The organism is Glycocaulis sp. (assembly GCF_050485565.1).
GTDB lineage: Bacteria > Pseudomonadota > Alphaproteobacteria > Caulobacterales > Maricaulaceae > Glycocaulis.
Map to the genome: position 1 here is coordinate 115346 of NZ_JBJHBQ010000003.1, position 21296 is coordinate 136641.

19 protein-coding genes are annotated in these 21296 nt (G+C 64.0%); 11 read left to right on the forward strand and 8 right to left on the reverse strand.

Going from position 1 to position 21296, the window contains the following annotated elements; genetic code table 11:
• The first annotated feature begins 1 nt into the window (after position 1).
• Positions 2-847 carry an LpxI family protein gene (locus tag ACQ5ID_RS04405; protein ID WP_429911254.1) on the forward strand — a complete coding sequence of 282 codons (846 nt, stop codon included), beginning with the start codon at positions 2-4 and terminating at the stop codon, positions 845-847.
• A 14-nt stretch (positions 848-861) separates the two neighbouring features.
• Positions 862-2031 carry a lipid-A-disaccharide synthase gene (lpxB, locus tag ACQ5ID_RS04410; protein WP_429911255.1) on the forward strand — a complete coding sequence of 390 codons (1170 nt, stop codon included), beginning with the start codon at positions 862-864 and terminating at the stop codon, positions 2029-2031.
• A gap of 3 nt (positions 2032-2034) precedes the next feature.
• Here the strand turns inward: lpxB and gltA are convergent, their stop codons facing one another.
• Both gltA and gltX read right to left on the reverse strand, forming a co-directional pair.
• Positions 2035-3339 (reverse strand): citrate synthase, encoded by a 1305-nt coding sequence (gene gltA, locus ACQ5ID_RS04415; protein ID WP_429911256.1) that lies wholly within the window; start codon positions 3337-3339, stop codon positions 2035-2037.
• Between the two features lie 32 nt (positions 3340-3371).
• Positions 3372-4775, reverse strand: coding sequence for a glutamate--tRNA ligase (gene gltX / locus ACQ5ID_RS04420; RefSeq protein WP_429911257.1), 1404 nt, complete (start codon positions 4773-4775; stop codon positions 3372-3374).
• A 99-nt stretch (positions 4776-4874) separates the two neighbouring features.
• Here gltX and ACQ5ID_RS04425 point away from each other — a divergent pair, with 99 nt between their 5' ends.
• Positions 4875-7031, forward strand: coding sequence for a ComEC/Rec2 family competence protein (locus ACQ5ID_RS04425; protein WP_429911258.1), 2157 nt, complete (start codon positions 4875-4877; stop codon positions 7029-7031).
• 29 nt (positions 7032-7060) lie between these two features.
• Here ACQ5ID_RS04425 and lexA read toward each other — a convergent pair whose 3' ends face one another.
• The 4 genes from lexA to ACQ5ID_RS04445 all read right to left on the reverse strand — a co-directional run bounded on the left by lexA (position 7061) and on the right by ACQ5ID_RS04445 (position 10238).
• A complete protein-coding gene (gene lexA / locus ACQ5ID_RS04430; protein ID WP_429911259.1) occupies positions 7061-7732 on the reverse strand; it encodes a transcriptional repressor LexA in 672 nt (223 codons plus the stop codon).
• A gap of 98 nt (positions 7733-7830) precedes the next feature.
• Positions 7831-8625 (reverse strand): indole-3-glycerol phosphate synthase TrpC, encoded by a 795-nt coding sequence (gene trpC / locus ACQ5ID_RS04435; RefSeq protein ID WP_429911260.1) that lies wholly within the window; start codon positions 8623-8625, stop codon positions 7831-7833.
• Positions 8626-8637: 12 nt separating this feature from the next.
• Positions 8638-9654: an anthranilate phosphoribosyltransferase gene (gene trpD, locus ACQ5ID_RS04440; RefSeq protein ID WP_429911261.1), complete on the reverse strand. Its 1017-nt coding sequence runs from the start codon at positions 9652-9654 to the stop codon at positions 8638-8640.
• Entirely contained in the window at positions 9651-10238 is a 588-nt protein-coding gene (locus ACQ5ID_RS04445) for an anthranilate synthase component II (RefSeq protein WP_429911262.1), read from the reverse strand. The genes trpD and ACQ5ID_RS04445 overlap by 4 nt, the downstream gene beginning before the upstream one ends.
• A 92-nt stretch (positions 10239-10330) precedes the next feature.
• On the opposite strand from ACQ5ID_RS04445, the gene ACQ5ID_RS04450 reads away from it, so the two are divergent.
• Positions 10331-11251 carry a divergent polysaccharide deacetylase family protein gene (locus ACQ5ID_RS04450; RefSeq protein WP_429911263.1) on the forward strand — a complete coding sequence of 307 codons (921 nt, stop codon included), beginning with the start codon at positions 10331-10333 and terminating at the stop codon, positions 11249-11251.
• Here ACQ5ID_RS04450 and trpE read toward each other — a convergent pair.
• Both trpE and ACQ5ID_RS04460 read right to left on the reverse strand, forming a co-directional pair.
• Complete coding sequence (gene trpE / locus ACQ5ID_RS04455) at positions 11248-12750, reverse strand: anthranilate synthase component I (RefSeq protein WP_429911264.1); 1503 nt, start codon at positions 12748-12750, stop codon at positions 11248-11250. The two genes, ACQ5ID_RS04450 and trpE, sit on opposite strands and share 4 nt — an antisense overlap.
• Before the next feature lie 11 nt (positions 12751-12761).
• Complete coding sequence (locus tag ACQ5ID_RS04460) at positions 12762-14651, reverse strand: peptidylprolyl isomerase (protein ID WP_429911265.1); 1890 nt, start codon at positions 14649-14651, stop codon at positions 12762-12764.
• Positions 14652-14830: 179 nt separating this feature from the next.
• Here ACQ5ID_RS04460 and tpiA point away from each other — a divergent pair, with 179 nt between their 5' ends.
• The 7 genes from tpiA (at position 14831) to ACQ5ID_RS04495 (ending at position 21232) form a co-directional block, all read left to right on the forward strand.
• On the forward strand, positions 14831-15565 hold the full coding sequence (gene tpiA, locus ACQ5ID_RS04465) for a triose-phosphate isomerase (RefSeq protein WP_429911266.1): 735 nt from the start codon (positions 14831-14833) through the stop codon (positions 15563-15565).
• Positions 15566-15627: 62 nt separating this feature from the next.
• Positions 15628-16632 (forward strand): response regulator receiver protein, encoded by a 1005-nt coding sequence (locus ACQ5ID_RS04470; RefSeq protein WP_429911267.1) that lies wholly within the window; start codon positions 15628-15630, stop codon positions 16630-16632.
• A 49-nt stretch (positions 16633-16681) separates the two neighbouring features.
• A complete protein-coding gene (gene secG / locus ACQ5ID_RS04475; RefSeq protein ID WP_429911268.1) occupies positions 16682-17113 on the forward strand; it encodes a preprotein translocase subunit SecG in 432 nt (143 codons plus the stop codon).
• A gap of 159 nt (positions 17114-17272) precedes the next feature.
• Positions 17273-18901, forward strand: a complete 1629-nt coding sequence (locus tag ACQ5ID_RS04480) for a CTP synthase (RefSeq protein ID WP_429911269.1) — start codon at positions 17273-17275, stop codon at positions 18899-18901.
• A 280-nt stretch (positions 18902-19181) separates the two neighbouring features.
• Positions 19182-19364 (forward strand): 50S ribosomal protein L32, encoded by a 183-nt coding sequence (rpmF, locus tag ACQ5ID_RS04485; RefSeq protein WP_036513502.1) that lies wholly within the window; start codon positions 19182-19184, stop codon positions 19362-19364.
• A 168-nt stretch (positions 19365-19532) separates the two neighbouring features.
• Positions 19533-20810, forward strand: coding sequence for a phosphopyruvate hydratase (gene eno, locus ACQ5ID_RS04490; protein WP_429911270.1), 1278 nt, complete (start codon positions 19533-19535; stop codon positions 20808-20810).
• Between the two features lie 107 nt (positions 20811-20917).
• Entirely contained in the window at positions 20918-21232 is a 315-nt protein-coding gene (locus tag ACQ5ID_RS04495) for an FtsB family cell division protein (RefSeq protein WP_429911271.1), read from the forward strand.
• Positions 21233-21296: the final 64 nt, after the last annotated feature.

The window sequence follows — 21296 nt, forward strand, 5'->3', positions numbered from 1 at the left end:
GATGAGCACCAGCTGGACACGCCTTGGCCTGATCGCAGGTGGCGGTGCATTGCCGCGCCTGGTGGCGCAGGCATGTGCGGCTGACGGACGGCTTGGCTGTGTGATTGCGCTGTCCGGCTTTGCTGATCCGGCCGATTACACCGATCCACTGGTGCGCACGATCGGCCAGTTTGGCCATGTGGTGGAAGACCTCAGGGTTGCAGGTTGTGACGCGGTCTGTTTCGCCGGCATCGTGACGCGTCCTGATTTTCGCAGCTTCGTGCCGGACCTTGAGGGCGCGAAGCTTCTGCCAAAACTGCTCGCCGCTGCCGTGCGCGGAGACGATGCGCTGCTGCGCGTGGTGGTGAAGGCTTTCGAGGCACGCGGATTGAAGGTTGTGGGCGCAGACGAATTGTCCTCCTCGCTATTGGCGGCCGCCGGACTAATCGGCGGCGATGTAGATGCCGCACCTCACCAGCCTGACATCGCCAAGGCCATGCAGATGGCGGCCGCTATCGGGGCGCTGGACGCAGGGCAGGGCGCCGTCGTGTGCGACGGGCTGGTGCTGGCGCTGGAGGCGCAGGAAGGCACCGACGCCATGCTGGAGCGCGTCGCGGGCCTGCCGGAGAATATTCGCGGCACGCGCCAGACCCCGCGCGGCGTGCTGGCCAAACGCCCAAAGCCGCAGCAGGAGCGCCGGATCGATCTTCCGGTCGTGGGGGTGGAAACGGTTGAGCGGGCGGCCGCAGCGGGTCTTGCAGGCATTGCTGTCGAGGCGGGTGCGGCGCTGATCCTGGGCAGTGACGCCGTTGACGCCGCCGCGCGCCGCCACGGCATTTTCGTTATCGGCGTTTCGCCGGACAGCTGAACGGACAAACTCCCATGGCCCCCGCTAACCGGCCTTTACGCGTATTTGTCGTGGCCGCCGAACCCTCTGGTGACATGGTGGGCGCGGAGCTTATCCGGGCCTTGCGCGCTGCAAGCCCGGGCGTGGAGATTGCTGGTGTTGGCCGGGAAGCCATGGCGGCTGAAGGCGTCGCCACTGATATCGATCTGTCAGCGCTGTCGGTCCTGGGCCTCTTTGACGGCCTGCGCGTCTGGCGTCAGGTGCATGAGCGCTCGGATGCCTGCGCGCGCGCGGCGGCCGCGTTCAATGCTGATCAGGTGGTGCTGATCGATTCCTGGGGCTTCATGCTGCGCGTGGCGTGGAAAGTTCGTGAAGCCTGCCCGGGCGCGCGCATCGTCAAATATATCGGCCCGCAAGCCTTTGCGACGCGCCCCGGCCGGGCCAAGACGCTTGCGCGGGCGGTCGACAATCTTCTGGCCATTCACCCGTTCGACCCGGAGTATTTTGAACCCTACGGCCTGCCGACCATCGTGGTGGGCAACCCGGCGCTGGAGCGTGACCTGACGGGCGACGGCGCAGGCTTCCGCCGCCAGCACGCAATTACTGACGATGCGCGCGTCATACTGGTCCTGTTTGGCAGCAGGAAGGCGGAGGTCGAAAGGCTGTTTGATGATTTCGCCGCTACGGCTGAAGCGCTGGCGAAAGACCGCCCTGACCTGCGTCTGGTGACGGTAGTGGCGCCGTCGGTCGCGGAGTCTGTGCGCAACCGGCTGGCGAGCCGCGATACGCTCTCTGGAATGATCGTGGTGGGACCGGAAGAGCGCCTTGACGCCTTTGCCGCCGCCGACGCAGCCCTTGCGTGCTCAGGCACGGTAACGCTGGAGCTGTCACGCATGGGCGTGCCGAGCGTGGTCGGCTACCGGCTGGGGCCTGTTGCCTGGGCCATCGCCTGGAACTTTATGCTGAAGGCGCCCTATGTCAGCCTGGTCAATCTGGCAGCTGGCCGGGAACTATTGCCTGAACGTCTGCAGACCCGCGCCGTGCCGGAGCATCTGGTGCCGGAAATGGCAAGGCTGATCGATGATGCGCAGCATCGCAGCACGGTCTCGAAGGCGCTGGTGGAAACCACGAAACTCATGGCCGGAAACGGCGAGGGCGCGAGCGTCAATGCCGCCCGCGCCCTCATCGAACTTGGCCCGAAATAAGGTCTAGCGCTTGCTGACGGGCTGGTAGGCGCGCTCGGTTGCGCCGGTGAAGACCTGACGCGGGCGGCCGATCTTCTGGGTCGGGTCTTCAATCATTTCAGACCATTGCGCGATCCAGCCAACCGTGCGGGCCAGCGCGAAGAGCACCGTGAACATCTCGGTGGGGAAGCCCATCGCGCGCAGCGTGATGCCCGAATAGAAGTCGATATTCGGGTAGAGCTTCTTCTCGACAAAATACGGATCTTCCAGAGCGATACGCTCCAGTTCCAGTGCGACCTGAAGCAGCGGATCGTCCTTCACGCCCAGCTCGTCGAGCACCTCATGGCAGGTGGTGCGCATGACTTTCGCGCGCGGGTCGTAATTCTTGTAGACGCGGTGGCCAAAGCCCATCAGGCGGAACGGATCATCCTTGTCCTTGGCGCGCTTGATGAATTCAGGGATACGGTCAACCGACCCGATCTCTTCCAGCATGTTGAGCGCGGCCTCGTTGGCACCGCCATGGGCAGGGCCCCACAGCGAGGCAATGCCGGCCGCGATACAGGCGAACGGATTGGCACCGGACGAACCGGCAAGGCGGACCGTCGAGGTGGAGGCGTTCTGCTCGTGATCGGCGTGCAGGATGAAGATGCGGTCCATCGCGCGGGCCAGCGTCGGCGAAACTTCATAATCCTCGGCTGGCACCGCAAAGCACATGCGCAGGAAGTTGGAGGCGTAGTCCAGCTCGTTGCGCGGGCTGATGAAGGGCTGGCCGACCGAGTATTTGAACGCCCGCGCCGCAATCGTCGGCATTTTTGCGATCATGCGGTGGCTGGCAATGGTGCGCGCCTTGGGATCATTGATGTCGGTGGAGTCGTGGTAGAAGGCGGCCAGTGCGCCAACCGTGCCGACCATCACCGCCATCGGGTGCGCATCGCGCCGATAGCCACGGAAGAACTGGTCGAACTGGTCGTGCAGCATGGTGTGACGGCGGATCGTCCAGTCAAACGCCTCAAGCTCTTTGGCCGAGGGCAGCTCGCCGTGCAGCAGCAGGTAGGACACCTCGATGAAGGAGGAGTTTTCCGCCAGCTGGTCAATGGGATAGCCGCGATAGAGCAGTACGCCTTCATCGCCGTCGATATAGGTGATCTGGCTTTCACAGCTGGCTGTGGAGGTGAAGCCCGGATCGTAGGTGAACACGCCCGCATCGCGATAGAGCGTGCGGATATCGATGACATCGGGGCCTACGGAGCCAGCCAGAACCGGTAGCTCGATCGTTTTCCCGTTAATGGTCAGCTGGGCGGAGCCCGTTTTGTCGGTCTTGTTCTTCATCGGTCCAATCCCTTCACGTAAGTCAGGTCTGTTCAGTCCAGGCGGGCGTGATCGTCCAGCCTGGCAAGTGTTTCGTCGCGGCCCAGCAATCCCAGCACCAGGCCCATATCGGGCGCCGGGGCGCCTCCGGTCAGTACGGCGCGCAAAGGCTGGCCGATCTTGCCAAAGCCAACGCCTTCGGATTCTGCAAATGCCTTGAGCACGGCGCCCAGGGACTCGCTGTTCCAGTCATTATGTGCGGCGAGCACGCCGCGCAGGCGGGAAAGCCGCGCGAGTGCATCGGGAGACAGGTGCTTGCGCGCCGCATCATCAAGGCTGAACGGGCGTTCGCGGAGGAGAAAATAGGCTTGCGATTCCATTTCGGCGAGTGTTTTTGAACGCTCTTTCAGCATATCCATGGCAGGTGTTAACCGGGCGTGCGCCACCGCGCCGCTGACCAGCCCGTCCTGACCCTCCAGACGCTCCATCAGCAGCGCCAGAAGCCGCGCATCGTCGGCCTGGCGGATATGATGGTGGTTTACAAACGCCATCTTGTCGAAATCGAGCCGGGCAGGGGCCTTGTTCAGCCCGTCCAGCGAAAAGGCGGCGATCAGTTCGGCGTCGCTGAACAATTCCTGGTCGCCATGGCTCCAGCCAAGGCGCGCCAGATAATTGCGCAAGCCTTCCGGCAGATAGCCCATATCGCGATAGGCTTCCGCGCCCAGCGCGCCATGGCGCTTGGACAGCTTCTTGCCATCAGGCCCGTGAATGAGCGGGATATGGGCAAAAACAGGCCGCTCCCAGCCCAGCGCATCATACAACTGGGCCTGGCGCCCGCCATTTACCAGATGATCGTCGCCCCGGATGATGTGGGTGACGCCCATATCATGGTCATCGACCACCACGGCGAGATTATAGGTCGGGTTGCCATCGGCGCGCAGCAGGATGAGGTCGTCAAACTCCTTGGCGGCCCAGCGCACTTCGCCCTGAACGGCGTCATTCAGCGTGACATCGCTGTCCGGCGCGCGAAAGCGGACCGTAAACCGGCGGTCATCGGGCGGCGTGCCGCCATCGCGCCAGGGAGAGCGCAGGGCGCGGCCTTCAGCAAAGGCTTCCTCGCGCAGCTTTTCCACCTCTTCGTGCGTGCAATAGCAACGAAACGCTTTTCCCTGCGCGACCAGCTCTTCAGCCACTTCGCGGTGCCGGTCGGCGCGGGCGTGCTGGGAAACGGCATCGCCATCCCATTCCAGCCCCAGCCAGTTCATGCCGGCCAGAATCGCATCCACGGCTTCTGTGGTGGAGCGCTCGCGGTCCGTATCCTCGATGCGCAGCTTGAACTGGCCGCCTGCCTGACGCGCAAAAAGATAGTTGAACAAGGCGGTGCGCGCCCCTCCGATATGGAGGAAGCCGGTGGGCGAGGGCGCAAAGCGCGTGATGATGTCTTGTCTGTTTTGCACGTGCGAGATGTTGCTGCGCTGCGAAGGAGCGGGATGATTAGCATGTTAGGCACGTAAAGAGATAGTCTCACCGCTGAAGTGACAACACAGGGTGGCTGCATGCGCCGCTACATCCACGCGGTCCGGGCGTCAATCAGGCGGGAATGCAGCCCGGCATCGGGCGGCGCAGCCGCGGCATTGAGCCGTCTTTTGCAGCCTGTATTGCCGTCAAGGGCCGTCCGCCCGGCCGATCTGATCTTGTGGGTGCCGCTTGCCGCCGGGCTGGGTGCGGCGGTCTATCTTTCTGTCCCTGCAGAGCCGGATGCGGCGCTGATCCCTGTATTCTGGCTGTCAGCCCTGATCTGCCTTGCAGCCGGTCTGTTGCTGACGGCGCGGCCCGCTCTGCTGGCGGCGGCGGTGCTGAGCGCGTGCGCGCTGGCGGGCCACGCCCATGTTCAGGGCCGGACATTGTCCCTTGCCCCGCCCCATATCGAGATCAGCGACCGCGCCCGCACCGTGACGGGCTGGGTGGAGCGCATTGAGCGCCGGGGGCGTTCGGGGCGCGTGCTGCTGCGTGTCGACAGCCTCCAGCGCGCCGATACGGCACCTTACCGGGTGCGCCTGCGGATCAATACCGAAACCCTGACCCCCGGCGATGGCATTCGCGTCAGCGCCGTCCTGTCACCTCCGCGCGGACCTGCGGCGGCGGGCGGCTATGACGGCGCGCGGGCGGCCTGGTACCAGCGGGTTGCCCTCTCAGGGTTTTCCATCTCCCAGCCCCAGACGGAAGACATTGCCGGAAATGAGAGCCAGCGGGCGTTTCTGGCGTGGCGATGGCGGCTGGCGCAGCGCATTTCGGATGCAGCCGGGCCAAACTCAGGGCCGGTCATCGCCGCGCTGCTGACCGGGGAGCGCTCAGGCGTCACCGAGGCCCATGCCGAGGCGCTGCGGTTGTCCGGGCTTGGTCATTTGCTGGCCATATCAGGCATGCACATGGCGCTGCTGGCTGGCGGCATTTACTTCGCCGTGCGCTGGCTCATCGCCTCGATCGAACCTTTCGCCCGCGCGCATGATCCGCGAAAGCCTGCAGCGCTGATCGCGCTCCTCGCCGCTCTTGGCTATCTGCTGCTGTCGGGCGGTGCGATCTCCACCCAGCGCGCCTTCGTGATGGCTGCGGTCATGTTCACGGCGGTATTGATAGGCCGCAGAGCGGTGTCTTTTCAGTCGCTTGCACTGGCCGCGCTCATCATCATCGCGTTCAACCCGGAAAGCGTGATCGAGCCGGGTTTCCAGATGAGCTTTGCCGCGACCGCTGCCCTGATTGCCGTCTATGAAGCCTGGCAGAGATGGCGGATCACCCGCGACATAGCCGATTATGGCTGGTTTGCCCGCGTGCAGGCGGCGTTTACAGGGCTCGCCGTGACCAGCCTTGTGGCGGGCAGCGCAACCGGGCTGTTTGCCGCCTTCCATTTCCAGCGCATGGCCGCCTATGGGTTTGGCGCAAACCTTGTCGCCATGCCGGTATTCAGCTTCTGGGTGATGCCGGCCGGCGTCGTGGGGCTGCTCTTGGCCCCATTCGGGCTGGAAGGCTTGCCGTTGATGGTAAGCGCAATGGGCATGGATATCGTGCTGGCGATCGCGACATGGACGTCATCGCTGCCCGGCGCCGCCTTGCCCGCGCTGGCGCCGGGCGGGATCGTGCTCGGTCTTTATGCGACCGGGTTTGCACTGGCGACGCTGGGGCGAGGGCTGGTGCGGGTGGCGGGCGTTCCGTTTGCTGCCGGGGCGCTGTCCCTGTGGGCGCTGCAGGCCCCGCCCGACATGATGATCACATCCTCTGGCGTTCTGGTTTCGAGAAGCATTTCGAGTGAAACCGGCGAGCGTCTGGACTGGCAGGTCAGTGACCGCCGCCGGGGCCGGTTTGAGGCTGGGGTGTTGCTGCAGCGTGCCGGAACCGGGCTCAGCGCCGCGCCGCGCGGTGATTATGCGTGCGATCCGCTGGGCTGTCTTGTCATCACGGCCGAGGGGCTGCGCGTAGCGGTCAGCGAGCATCCCGCCTCGCTGGAGGAAGATTGCGTACGCGCAGACCTGGTGGTCGCGCGCGGCACGGTAAGCGCCTGGCAGAAGCGCCGTTGCGCGGTGCCGGTTCTGGACGATGCGGCCCGCGCAGAGTTGGGCAGCGCCGAATTCTGGGTTCGTGACGGGCGCATCATCCGCCTTCGCGGTGCCAATGATGGCAGTGCGGCCCGCGTCTGGGGACGGGAGCGGGAGAGCTAGCTGCATTTGCCAGCTTCGGCCCCAAAGGGTCAGTGATAGCGGCGGATCAGCCCCACCAGACGGCCCTGAACCTGTACCCGGTCCGGCCCGAAAATGCGGGTTTCATAGGCCGGGTTCGCTGCCTCCAGGGCGATCGACCCGCCCTTGCGGCGGATGCGTTTGAGCGTGGCTTCCTCATTATCCACAAGCGCAACGACAATCTCGCCATTACTGGCCGTGTCACCGCGCCGGATGATGACAAAATCACCGTCGAGAATGCCCGCCTCGATCATGGAATCTCCTTCGACCTCCAGCGCGAAATGCTCGCCCGAAGACACCATCTGGGAGGGAACGCCAAACCGGTCGGTTTCGTGCTGGATCGCCTCGATCGGTACGCCAGCCGCGATTTTACCGAGCAGCGGCACGTCGACCGAATCGGTTTCCATCTCCCGGCGCGCGAAATTGCCACTGACCACATTGCTCGCTGGACTGACGCGCGGCGCGGAGGCATCGGGGAGTTTGAGCACTTCGAGCGCGCGGGCGCGGTGGGCAAGACGGCGAATGAAGCCGCGCTCCTCCAGCGCGCTGACCAGACGGTGCACACCGGATTTCGATGCCAGCTGCAAAGCCTCTTTCATCTCGTCAAAAGACGGGGAAACGCCGTCCTCGGACAGGCGCTTGTGAATGAAGAGCAGAAGCTCGTGTTGTTTGCGGGTCAGCATGAGGGGGTCTGATCTCCAGTCAACAAAGGAACAAAGCCAGAAAGGCCACGGTTTGTTCTACGCCTGTTCCGCTCGGCCGTCAAGGGTTGCGCCCGCTCTCAGGCGAAGTTCATCAGGGTTTTCACCGCTGCGGCAACATCGTCCTGGCGCATCAGGCTTTCACCGACCAGCAGGGCTTTTGCGCCGGATCGGCGCACGCGCTCAGCGTCATCGGCGTTGAAAATCCCGCTTTCGGCCACCAGGAACCGGTCGTCGGGCACCGAGGCGCTCAGCGCCTCGAATGTGGCCAGCGTCACGTCGAACGTGCGCAGATTGCGGTTATTGATGCCGATCAGCGGCGAGGGCAGGGCGAGGGCCCGCTCCAGCTCTGCGCGGTCATGCACCTCGATAAGGGCATCCATATTCCAGTGCGCGGCCTCCGCCACCAGATCGGCGGCAAGGGCGTCATCCACGGCCGCCATGATGACGAGAATGCAGTCAGCCCCCAGCGCGCGCGATTCTGCCACCTGCCACGGATCATAGAGGAAGTCCTTGCGCAATACGGGCAGGGACACGGCCGCGCGCGCCGCCACCAGATGCGCGTCGCTGCCTTGAAAGCTTTCGGTATCGGTAAGGATGGAGAGGCAGGCCGCGCCGCCTGCTTCATAAGCGCGGGCAAGCGCAGGCGGGTCGAAATCAGCGCGGATCAGGCCGCGTGAGGGGCTTGCCTTCTTGATCTCCGCGATCAGGGCCAGCCCGTCTGCGGCTAGCCGGGATTGCAGGTTATCAAGAAAGCCGCGCACGGGCGGCGCAGCCTGGCCCTTTGCGGAGATGTCGGCATAGCTGATCGCCGCCTTGCGGCGCGCGGTGTCAGCGCGCTTGTAAACGCCGATGCGCTCCAGCGTGTCAGTCATGGGCGGCATTCCTCAGGTGTTGGTGATCTGGACGAGCTTTTCCAGCGTGGCGGCGGCGCGGCCATCGTCGATAGCGGCTGCTGCCAGTGCCACTCCGTCTTTCAGCCCCTCTGCCTTTCCGGCAAGCACCAGCGCGGCGCTGGCATTGAACAGCACGATATCGCGGTAAGGTCCCTTTTCGCCTTGTAGCAGGCGGTGCAGGGCGGCGGCATTCTCGGCCGGTTCCCCGCCCTTGAGATCATCAAGGTGCGCGCGGGGAAGGCCGGCATCTTCAGGCGTGACGGTAAACTCGCGCACGCTGCCATCAGCCTCCAGGCTCGCAATATGGGTCGCGCCGGTGGTGGTGATCTCATCGAGACCGTCCTCGCCATGGACGATCCAGGCCCGTTCGGCGCCCAGATCGCGCAAAGCCTGCGCCATCGGTACAAGCCAGCGCCGGTCGAACACGCCCAGCAGCTGGCGGCGCGTTCCGGCAGGGTTGGATAGCGGCCCCAGCAGGTTGAACACGGTGCGCACGCCCAGCGTCTTGCGGGCAGGGGCCACGTGGCGCACCGCACCGTGATGGGCCTGCGCGAACAGGAAGGCGACGCCAGCCTCGTTCAGCGCTCGCTCGGTCTGCTCTGGCGAGGCCATCAGATTGACGCCGGACGATTCCAGCACTTCTGCCGAGCCCGATTTCGATGAGGCGGCCTTGTTACCGTGCTTTGCGACAACTGCTCCGGCGCTGGCCGCGACCAGTGCGGCGGCGGTGGAGATGTTCCAGGTTCCCCGTGCATCGCCGCCGGTTCCGCACGTATCGATGGCATCAGCGGGCGCGGTGATGGTGCGCATGCGCGCGCGCATGGCGCGTGCGCCGGTTGCCAGAACGTCCGGATTCTCGCCAATGGCGGCCAGGCCAATCAGGAAGCCACCAATCTCCGCCGGATCAGCCTCCCCCTCCATCAGCGCGTCAAAGGCCGCCTCCAGCGCCTCGCGCGCAGGCAGTTTCCCGCCTGCAAGGGCGGAGATGGCCGGGCGCATCTGGCTCATGCGGCTTTGCCTGTCCGGCGCGGAATTTCGGCCAGAAAATTCTTCAACAGGGTGTGGCCATGCTCGGAGGCGATGGATTCAGGGTGGAACTGGACGCCATGCACGGGGCGGGAGCGGTGACGCAGCCCCATGATCTCGCCGTCTGCCGTGCGGGCATTGACGATCATGTCGCTGGTTTCCGGCAGCTCGACGGCCAGCGAGTGGTAGCGCGTTGCGGCGAAGGGCGAAGGCAGGCCGGCAAACACGCCCGTAGCGTCATGCGTGATCGGGCTGGTCTTGCCGTGCATGATCTCGTGCGCCTGCACCACCTTGCCGCCATAGACCTGTCCCATCGCCTGATGGCCAAGGCACACGCCAAGAATTGGCAGATCCGCCGGTGCCTGGCGCAGCACATCAAGGCAGATGCCCGCGCGGTCCGGGTCGCACGGTCCGGGCGACAGGACGATAGCCTCAGCACCCAGCGCCAGCGCGTCCGTAGCGCTCATCGCATCATTGCGGATCACGCGGGTCTGCGCGCCGAGTTCCTGGAAATAGTGAACCAGGTTGAAGGTGAAGCTGTCGTAATTGTCGATGATCAGCAGCATGTCTGGGCGGTCCATATTGCGGTGCGGCGAGGCAATCTAGTCGGGCAATGCAAGGCCGCCAACGTTTGCGACTCACCTTATGCATGATTTTCATGTCCTCGCCCGCAACCAGCGTCATCCACATGGCCAGCGCCGCCGCCGCGGCGATGCTGCTGCTTGCCGGGCTGGCGTTTCAGCTGGGCAACCGGGATGCGGTGGAGCCTGCCGTGCAACCGGCAGACATCACCGCCGAACTGGCGCCTGGGGCTGATCTGGCGCCGGTCTTGCCAGATGCGGCCTTGCCATTTCTGTCCGGTGCCATGCCCGTATCTGCGGGCTCCCGGCCCATGCTGGCCGTCATCATTGACGATATCGGGCCGGACCGGTCGGTAGCCGATGCGTTTATCGGCGCTGGCCTGCCCCTTACGCTATCCATCCTGCCATTTGCGCAGGCCGCGCCGGAGATTGCGCGTGCGGCGTCGCGCGAGGGTCTGGAGGTGTTCTTGCACCTGCCAATGGAGCCGGTAGGGCTGGCAGATCCCGGACCCAATGCGCTGATACGCGCGCATGATGCGGCAGAGATTTCCCGCAGGCTCCGCTGGGCGCTGTCGCGTGTGCCGGGTGCATCCGGGTTCAACAACCATATGGGCAGCGCCATGACCGCAGACGCGGCGGCCATGGAGCGGGTATTTGAATCCCTTCGCGGGTCGCAGCTGATCTTTGTCGATTCGCTTACCCATCCGCGCAGCGTGGCAGCCGGCGCAGCCGCGCGCGCGGGCCTTCCGGCGCTACGCCGCGACATCTTTCTCGATCATGTCCGGACGCGCGAAGCGGTAGACGCGGCGATTGATCAGGCGCTGGACCGCGCGCTGGCAAGCGGGTCGGCTATCGCGATCGGCCACCCCCATGCGATGACGCTGGCCGCGCTGGAAACGCTGGCAGAGCGCGCCGAACTGGCAGGGGTGGAACTGGTGACGGTCTCGCAGCTGGCGGCGGCACGCGCGCAGCGCCGGTCAAGCCAGACGGCAAGCTAGGCGAAGCGCCAGGCCTCGTCGGCGGCGCGAAACACCGCCTTTGCCTTGTTGATCGATTCCTGACGCTCGGATTCAGGATCGGAATCAAGCACCATCCCTGCGCCTGCCTGCACATACATCGTGCCATCCTTGATGATGGCGGTGCGCAGGGCGATGCAGGTATCAAGGCTGCCATCGGCGCCGAAATAGCCCACCGCGCCGGAATATATCCCGCGCCGGTGGGGTTCCATCTCGTCGATGATCTCCATGGCGCGCACCTTGGGCGCACCTGAAACCGTGCCGGCAGGAAAGCCGGCAAAGAGCGCCGATACCGCGTCATGCTCAGGATCAAGCTTGCCTTCGACGTTGGACACGATATGCATGACGTGGCTGTAGCGCTCGATCACCTCGCGTTCTGTCACGCGCACGCTGCCGGGCTTCGCCACACGGCCCACATCATTGCGGCCGAGATCCAGCAACATCAGGTGCTCTGCCAGCTCCTTGGGATCGGCTTTCAGTTCTGCTTCGTTGGCCGCGTCCTGTTCGGGCGTTGAGCCGCGCGGGCGTGTGCCTGCCAGCGGCCGCAGCGTTACCTTGCCATCGCGCACACGCACCTGGATTTCCGGGCTGGAGCCGGCAATGGCAAAGCCGTCGAAATCGAAGAAGAACAGAAATGGCGACGGATTGGTGCGCCTCAGCGAACGATAGAGCGCGAAAGGCGGCAGGCTGAACGGCGCGGAAAAGCGCTGGCTGCCCACAATCTGGAAGGCGTCACCGGCGCGGATATACGCCTTTGCCTTCTCCACATTCGCCCGGAAGGCCGTTTCGGCCATATTGCTGGCAGGGGCGTCCATGGGCGCAGCCGGTGTCCCGGCGCGGTGGCCCGATGCAGGCGCATCAAGGCGCTCAAACACCGCTTCGATACGCCGGACGGCGGCCTCGACCGCCTCGCGTGCGCTTTCGCCCTTGCTGATGCGCGCAGGGGCGGCGGCTGTGATTTCCTGGGCAATGGCATCGAATACGATCATCACGCGCGGCCGCATCAGCAGCCCGTCCGGCGTGCCCAGCGGATCGGGCGCGGCCAGTGATGGCAGACGCTCGACCTCGCGGATCATGTCATAGCCAAGATAGCCGAATAGCCCTGCAGCGATGGGCGCAAGCCCGCCGGGCATGTCCAGCGCCGATTCCTCAATCAGTGCCCTGAGAGACTCCAGAGGCGCGCCAGCCGGTTCAAACCGGTCAGGACGGCCATTGGAACCGGCGGCGCGCGCTATGGACGCTGTGCCGTTTTCGCTTTTCCAGATCAGGTCAGGATCAAGGCCGATGGCCGAGTAGCGCCCCCGGTAGGCGCCGCCCTCGACGCTCTCCAGAAGGCAGCTGAAAGGCGCTGCGCCCGACAGTTTCAGATAAGCGGAGACGGGTGTTTCCAGATCATCGACACGCCGAGCGGTTACGAGAACGCGCCCATGCGACTGACAGCGGGCAATCGCCGCGTCGATATCGGCTCGCGATAGCGCCATGGAGCCACCGCCTAGTCGATTTCTGTGCGGCCAAGGGCCGCGTCTCGCAACTGGGTATTGATCCGCACATCATAGCTGTCGAGCAGAGCCCGCTCCAGCGCGATGACGATATCGCTCTCATAGCCCTCGGTAACGGCCCGGCGTGCCTCGCTATCAAGCTCGGCAGAGCCGGGCGTAATGGCCGTGACAATTGCAACCGTCCGCGTGCGCTGATCGCCTGCGCGCGCTTCAAACGGCGTATCCAGACGGGCGCGGAAAGCGGCGTTGACCAGGGTTTGCGTGAACGGGCCTGCGGTCTGCCCGCGCGTCAGCGTGGTTTCCTCCACACGGGTCCCGGGAATGCTGGCGGCAATGGCATCAAGGCTTTCGCCGGCTTCGGCTCGCGACAGAGCCTCTGTAACGGTGTCCTGCAGCCGGTCATCGATCTGGCGCAGGCGCCAGAAAGCTTCGGCCTGTTCGCGGACATCAGCCAGCGGTGCCAGCTCGCTTCCCCGGACGGCATCAACACGAAGAATGAAATATCCGCCGTCACCAAATTGGGTGAGATCGGACTCGAAGCCCTCCTGCGTGGTGCGCGCGGCCTCCAGTATGGTTTCCTCGCGGATGATGCTCATCAGCGGCGCGCCCGACGAAATTTCAAACGCGTCAGGCGTCATGAAGTCGAAGCGTTCCAGCGGAATGCCTGCGCCCTCTGCGGCCTCTTCCAGCGTTGCGCCCCGCCCGCGCTGGTCCTCGAACTCGGCTAGTGCGTCAAGCACGCGGTAGTCCGCCGCGTCGCCAGCCAGCTCGGCGCGAAGTTCGTCGGCAACGGCTTCAAACTCGGGAATTTCGGGATCGGTAGCCGCTTCAACATAGACGGCGCGCCAGCCAAGACGCCCCTGAACGGCGCGCGCTTCGCCCTGCGTCATCTCGAACGCTGCGCGCCCGATGACCTGATCGGGTATGGCGAACTGTTCGACCTCTTCAAGGCGCACCGGATCGCCCAGCCCGGTTGCCGCAGCGATGCTGGCCGGGGCTTCGCCGGCACCCAGCCGCTCGACGATGTTTTCCGCCGTCTGCTGGTCGGGCGTGACCCATTGCAGGAAGGTGCGCAGCGGCGCGTCGGCCAGTTCCCCCGTCTCCCGGCGCATCTCGTAAAGCTCGCGCAGCTCGTCCTCGTCCACGGCAACGTCCGGCGCTACCAGTTGCGGATCAAGGCGTACCAGCGTGATGCGGCGCTGTTCGGGCAGGGTGAAGAATGCCTCGTTCTCGGCAATGAACGCTTCCAGCGTCTCGTCGTCCGGTGTGCCCACATCGCCAGCCAGTGCAGGCGGGATCAGGAGGGCGCGGATCGTACGCGTCTCGCCCTGATAGCGCGCACGCATTTCACCGAAGATCGCGGGCGGTGTCGCACCGGCCAGAGCCGCATCGATAAACTGCTGGCGGCGCAGATCACCGCGAAGCTGCGCCTCGAAAGCATTGGCCGTCCAGCCTTCCTGGCGCAGCCATTCCTGATAGGCTGCCGGGTCAAAGCGGTTGGAGAACACGCTCTGGAAGGCTGGGGCGCCGTGGATTAGCTCAAAGACCTGATCATCGGTTGCTGCAATGCCCAGCTCACGGGCCTGCGCATTGATAGCGGCCTGCGCAACCAGCAGGTTCATGACATTATCGCCCAGCCCCGCCTCATCAGCTTCCTGCTGGGTGATACGCGGATTTTCCATCTGCAGGCGGCGCATTTCGCGCTGCATGGCCCGGTTTACATCCTGTAGCGTCACGCGTTCGGACCCTACCGTGGCAACCGCATTGCCGGTGCCGGTGAAGATGTCGTTGATCCCGAACAGCGCAAAGGCGGCGACCACCGGAACGATGATGACCAGAACAGCAATCGGAGAGCGGGCAAGGTTTCGGATCGATGAGAGCATGGAGCTTCAATAACACCAGTAAATAGGGCTGCAACAGGCTTGGCTGGCCAAGGCGCGGGACCCTAGCGGTGGCAGACGCGCCGGGCAAGGCTGCTGCCTGCGCGAAACCAACAGGGTTTGCTCCGCGCCGGGCGGGCTGGTATCGCTCAGTTGTGCTTGCCGCAGGGGACTGACCTATCATGACAATTCGCCGCCCGCTGATCGCAGGCAACTGGAAAATGAACGGCCGGGTGGCCGATACGGCCTGGGTGGAGCGTTTTCAGGATGCCCTTGCGGCCAGTGAGGTGGACGTTCTGGTCTGCCCGCCTGCCACCTTGCTGCATGCGTTTGGGGAGCTGCTCGCCAGCCGGGCCATTGCGCTGGGCGCGCAGGATTGTTCGCCAGAGCCTGACGGTGCCTATACCGGCGATATCTCTGCAGGAATGTTGAAAGATCTCGGTTGCAGCCATGTCATTGTCGGCCACTCCGAACGCCGTAGTGGCCACGGCGAGAGCGATGCCCTGGTACGCAGCAAGGCAGAGGCGGCGCTGCGCGAAGGGCTGACGCCGATTCTCTGCATCGGTGAAAACCTCAAGGAGCGTGAGGAAGGCCGGGCTGTCGAGACGGTTCTGGCGCAACTGGCGGCCAGTCTGCCCGAAGCCCGCGCCGAAAAAATCGTTATCGCCTATGAGCCTGTCTGGGCGATTGGCACCGGGCGAAGCGCCGGACCGGACGAGGCGCAGGAGATGCATGCGGCGATCCGCGCTGCATGGCCCGGAGCGGACGCACAGGCGCTGCGCATCCTTTATGGCGGCTCGGTGAAGCCGGACAATGCCGGTGAGCTGCTGGCCTGCCCGGACGTTGATGGCGCGCTGGTCGGCGGAGCGAGCCTTGATCCGCGAGTTTTTGCACGCCTTGTTAACCTATCTTCGTAAGGCGATTTTCAGACTTCACTGGCATTGTGCCATCAAGCGGGGGAGGCAAAAGACCTCCTGTGATGGGTGGTGTGATGAGGAATATCGATTATCGGCGCGCTTCGGTGCTGCTATTCGACCCGGTAGGGGTCAATCTGCGTAATACGCGCTATGCGCTGCACGAGATCGGCTTCCGTGAGATCAGCTGCCTTAGCTCGATCAACGAGTTCAAGCGGCGTCTGGAAGACACATCTCCGGATCTGATCATTGCCGAACTCGTCAATAACGAAAACGAGCTTCTGCGCGCAGTGCGTGCGGTGCGCGCGGGCGAACTTGGCCGCAATCCGTTTGTCGTGTTCGCGTTCACCAGCTGGGTGCGCGACGGCAACATGATGAAGCAGGCCATCGATTCTGGCGTTGATGACGTCATCATCCGGCCATTCTCCACTGCCTTCGCCGAAGAGCGCATCCGCACGCTGGTCAAGGCGCGCAAACCTTTCGTTGTCACGAGCGACTATATCGGGCCGGACCGCCGCAAGGACATTGACCGGGGTATCGGTGCTGGCAACCGGGTGGACGCGCCCAATACGCTGCAGGTTGTCACTGAAGGTGATGAGGGCGCGATCGACGAGGCCAATCGCTGGATTGCCGAAGCGCGCCGCACGGTGGAGGCCGAACGCATTCGCCGCCTGTGCATGCGCCTGACGGTCGGTGTCGAGGTGGGCCTGCGTGAGCTGAGTTCCGGAAACGTGGCAGTGCTCGACCTTGAGGATATGACGCGCACGGCCAAGGAATTGCGGCTGCGTCTGGCGCGCCAGAGCGCGGGCGAGGCGTCCCGGATTGCGTTCGCGCTTTATCAGGTCTGTGAAGAGGTGATGGGCGAGGGCGGGTTCACGATGGCCAATCTGAACCTGATAAAAGAGCTGGCGATGGGCGTGCTGGCGGCCTTTGCGGGCGGGGACTCTGTTGAATCCTCGGTTAAGGAAATCGAGAAGACCGTTGAGGCCCTTCGCCGGCGGCTTGCGCCTGTGCGGCAGTTGGAGAGTGGCAAATCAAAAGAGGCTGAGCTACAACGCGCGGCAAGTTGATCCTCCGCCGGGCCTTCGCCTTGCGGAAAACAAGGCGTTTCAAGGCTCCATGACCACTATTCTGCTTATCATTCAGATTCTTGTGGCGATTGCGCTGGTCGCGGTCGTGCTGATGCAGCGTTCCGAGGGCGGTGCCCTGGGTATTGGCGGCGGCGGGCCGGGCGGCATGGTGTCCGGCCGGGGCGCAGCCAATCTGTTGACCCGGACCAGCATGATCCTGGGCGTCGTATTCATGGCGAACTCGATTGCACTTGCAGCGCTGTCGAGAATGGACGGCGCCGGGCAATCGGTCATCGACCGTGTCGGCACGCAGGACGAGCGCGGGCCGCTGCCCTTCAGCTTTGATGATGACGGCGAGCCGATACCGGCAGACGAGGCACCCGCCGCTGAAACGGCTGACCAGCCCGCCGACGTGCCTGCGCCGTTCGAGGGCGAGGCCAGCGACACGCCTGCTGACGCTGACGAAGAGCCGGGCCGCTAGGACCGGCTGGCCGGGCTTCTTGCACACGCCAGGGTACGGCTCATTCTTCTGCCTGCTGCGGCACCGGTGCTGAACCGCTGCGCTTTTTTCGGCTTTTCTCACATGTGGTGACAGGGCGTGGCTTTCCCGCCGCGTGATTCTGCGCTAACCCGTCCTTCCATGCCGCGATACATTTTCATAACCGGCGGCGTGGTCTCCTCTCTTGGTAAGGGCCTCGCTTCAGCCGCTCTTGGTGCGCTCCTGCAGGCACGCGGATACCGCGTCCGGCTGCGCAAGCTCGATCCCTATCTCAATGTCGATCCGGGCACGATGTCGCCCTATCAGCACGGCGAGGTGTATGTCACCGAGGACGGGGCGGAGACCGATCTCGATCTTGGCCATTACGAGCGCTTTACCGGCGTGTCGGCCACGCGCGGCGACAACATCACGACGGGGCGGATCTATTCCACGATCATCGAGCGCGAGCGCCGCGGCGATTATCTCGGCGCAACCGTGCAGGTGATCCCGCACGTCACCGATACCATCAAGCAGTTCGTCCTGTCTGACGCGGGCGATGTCGATTTCGTGCTGTGCGAGATCGGCGGCACGGTGGGCGATATCGAGGGCCTGCCCTTCTTTGAAGCCATCCGCCAGCTCGGCCAGGAGCTGGGCCGCGACCGCGCCATCTTCATCCACGTCACCTTGCTGCCCTTCATCAAGGCAGCCGGCGAGATGAAGACCAAGCCGACCCAGCACTCGGTCAAGGAGCTGCGCTCCATCGGCATCCAGCCGGACATTCTGCTGTGCCGGTGCGAGATACCGATCGAGCCGTCGGACAAGCGCAAGATAGCCCTGTTCTGCAATGTGCCGGAAAACGCGGTGATCGAGGGGCGCGACGCGTCTTCGCTCTATGACGTGCCGCTGGAATACCATGCCCAGGGCTTTGACCGCGTAGTGCTGGAGCGCTTCGGGATTGATGATGCGCCCGAGCCTGATCTGACGCAGTGGCAGGCCATTTCAAAGGCTGTGAACGAGCCTGACGGGCAGGTGACCATCGCCATTGTGGGCAAGTACACCGTGCTGATCGACGCCTACAAATCGTTGATGGAAGCGCTCAATCATGGCGGTATCGCCAATGAGGTGAAGGTCAAGCTGCGCTGGCTGGATTCTGAGCAGTTCGAGCAGCCTGATGCCTTCAGCGCCCTGGAAGACGTGCACGGCATTTTGGTGCCGGGCGGGTTTGGCGAGCGCGGCGCGGAAGGCAAGATCGCGGCAGCGAAATTCGCACGTGAGCGCAAGATTCCCTATTTCGGCATCTGCTTTGGCATGCAGATGGCCGTCATCGAGGCCGCACGCCATCTGGCGGGCATTGAGGGCGCAGGCAGCAGCGAGTTTGGCGAGCCCAAAGTGCCGCTGGTCGGCCTGATGACCGAATGGGCCAAGGGCAATGAGCTGGAACGCCGCTCGAAAGCGGGCGATCTCGGCGGCACGATGCGTCTGGGGGCCTACCCGGCCCAGCTGGTTGCCGGTACCAAAGCGCGGGAAATCTACGGCGAGGAGCTTATTTCCGAGCGCCACCGCCACCGCTATGAGGTGAATATCGCCTACCGTGAGCAGCTGGAGGCCCACGGCCTCATCTTCTCCGGACTGTCACCGGACGGCCTGCTGCCCGAAATTGTCGAGCACAAGGACCATCCCTGGTTTGTCGGCGTGCAGTTCCACCCGGAATACAAATCACGCCCCTTCGATCCGCATCCGCTGTTTGCCAGCTTCATCGCGGCAGCCATGGAGCATTCAAGGCTGGTGTGAGGGGGATCATAGAACCGCAGTCCGCGCCAGAGGTCCTACCGACTCATCTCAACAGTAAGTTCCGAGCCTTGATGTCGTCTGGCCTGCGGGCGGGACTGCTTGAGGGGATACTAGCGCAAAACGCGATGCGAATCACCTGTAACCCGATCACACTCGCAGATGGGGCGCACCAGAGCGGTTGCCTTGGTCTTTGCAAACAGGTATAGCCCGCCGCTCACTGCTTCGCGCGCAATCGCGAGGCCAGACAGATTTTTGAAAACGACAAGTTCAGGAGAGACCCATGGCGGTCCCTAAGCGCAAAACCTCCCCGTCCAAGCGTGGCATGCGCCGCGGCCACGACGCGATCGGCACCACGGCCTATGTCGAGGACAAGGACACCGGCGAGCTGCGCCGTCCGCACCATGTCGACCTGAAGACCGGCATGTATCGCGGCAAGCAGATTCTCACGCCGAAAGAAGACTGATCCGTTCCGCGCCGTGATGGCGCGGCACATACGGTTCTGATCAAAGCCCTGCGCGATTCCCCGCGCGGGGCTTTTGTCTTGACCGGCCCTCGGCTATCAAGCGCGCCAGAAACCCTTTTCGGCGCGGGTGAACCCTCTCCGCGCCTTTAATGCCAAGGACAACGCCCCATGACCGCCATCACCGACATCATTGCGCGCGAGATTCTCGACAGCCGGGGCAATCCCACGATTGAGGTGGATGTTGAACTGGAAGACGGCTCCATCGGCCGCGCAGCTGTCCCCAGCGGTGCCTCCACGGGCGCACACGAGGCGGTAGAGCTGCGCGATGGCGGTGACCGGTATGGCGGCAAGGGTGTCCGCAAGGCGGTTGAGGCGGTCGAGGGTGAGATTTTCGATGCGCTGGCGGGCTTTGACGCCGAGGAGCAGCGCCGCATCGACCAGACGCTGATCGCGCTGGATGGCACGCCCAACAAGGCGCGTCTCGGCGCGAACGCCATGCTGGGCGTGTCGCTGGCAGCGGCGAAAGCATCGGCCCTGTCGGCCAATATGCCGCTCTACCGCTATCTGGGCGGGGTAAATGCCCGCGTCCTGCCGACCCCGATGATGAACATCATCAATGGCGGCGCACACGCGGACAATCCCATCGATTTCCAGGAATTCATGATCATGCCGACCGGCTTTGACCGGTTTTCCGATGCACTGCAGTGCGGTGCGGAAATCTTCCACGCCCTGCGCGCGCGTCTGAAGGCTGATGGTTTCAACACCAATGTCGGCGATGAGGGTGGCTTTGCGCCCAATCTGCGCAGCCCCGAAGAGGCGCTCGATGCCATCATGGCGGCTGTCGAGAATGCGGGCTACAAGCCGGGCGAGAACGTCGTGCTGGCACTGGATGTCGCCTCCACCGAATTCTTCCGCGATGGCAAATATGTGCTGGAAGGCGCGGGCAAGACCTATGATGGCGTGGGCTTCACCGCCTATCTGCAGGGTCTCGTCGCCTCCTATCCCATCATCTCTGTCGAAGACGGCATGGCCGAGGATGACTGGGAGGGCTGGAACCTCCTTACCGCAGCGCTGGAAGGCGATTGCCAGCTCGTGGGCGATGATCTGTTCGTGACCAACCCGCAGCGTCTCCACCGTGGCATCCAGGAGGGTGCAGCCAACGCCATTCTGGTCAAGGTCAACCAGATCGGCACGCTCTCTGAAACGCTGGATGCTGTCGAGATGGCCCTGCGTGCCGGCTATGGCGCAGTGATGAGCCACCGCTCTGGCGAAACCGAGGACAACACGATTGCCGACCTCGCCGTCGCCACCAACTGCGGGCAGATCAAGACCGGCTCGCTGGCGCGCGCAGACCGGACCGCAAAGTACAACCAGCTTCTGCGTATCGAAGCCGAGCTGGGCGATATGGCGGTCTATGCGGGGCGCAGCGCCATCGCTGCGGAATAGGCATCCGAATCGCCCTGATTAACGATTCGCCTAACGTTTCCTTTACGCTATCGCGATAGCTTCCAGCCGTTCGATCCGCAAAAGGCGGACGGTGGATGGAGGCGGGTATGAATGCGCTGAAGCGCTTCATCCTGATAGGCGTTATGGTGGGCGTGCTGGGCTATGTGGCCCATCACGCCTTCTATTCTGACCGTGGCTTCGTGCAGCAGGCGGTCGTCTCCGCGCGCATTGCCCAGGCAGAAGCAGAACTCGCTGATGCCCGCGCCGAGCGCATGCGGCTCGAAGACCGGGTGGCCCGGCTTTCCCCGGCTTCAGGCGAGCTGGATCTCGATTATGTCGAGGAGCGGGCGAGGGATGTGCTCAACTTTGCACATCCGCACGAGATCATTGTGCGCCTCGAGCCGCAACCCATCGCATACTGAACATTGCTGCACCGCAGCGCGTTTCTTCGCATACGCAAAACTACCGTTTCAGGCTTTACCCGGC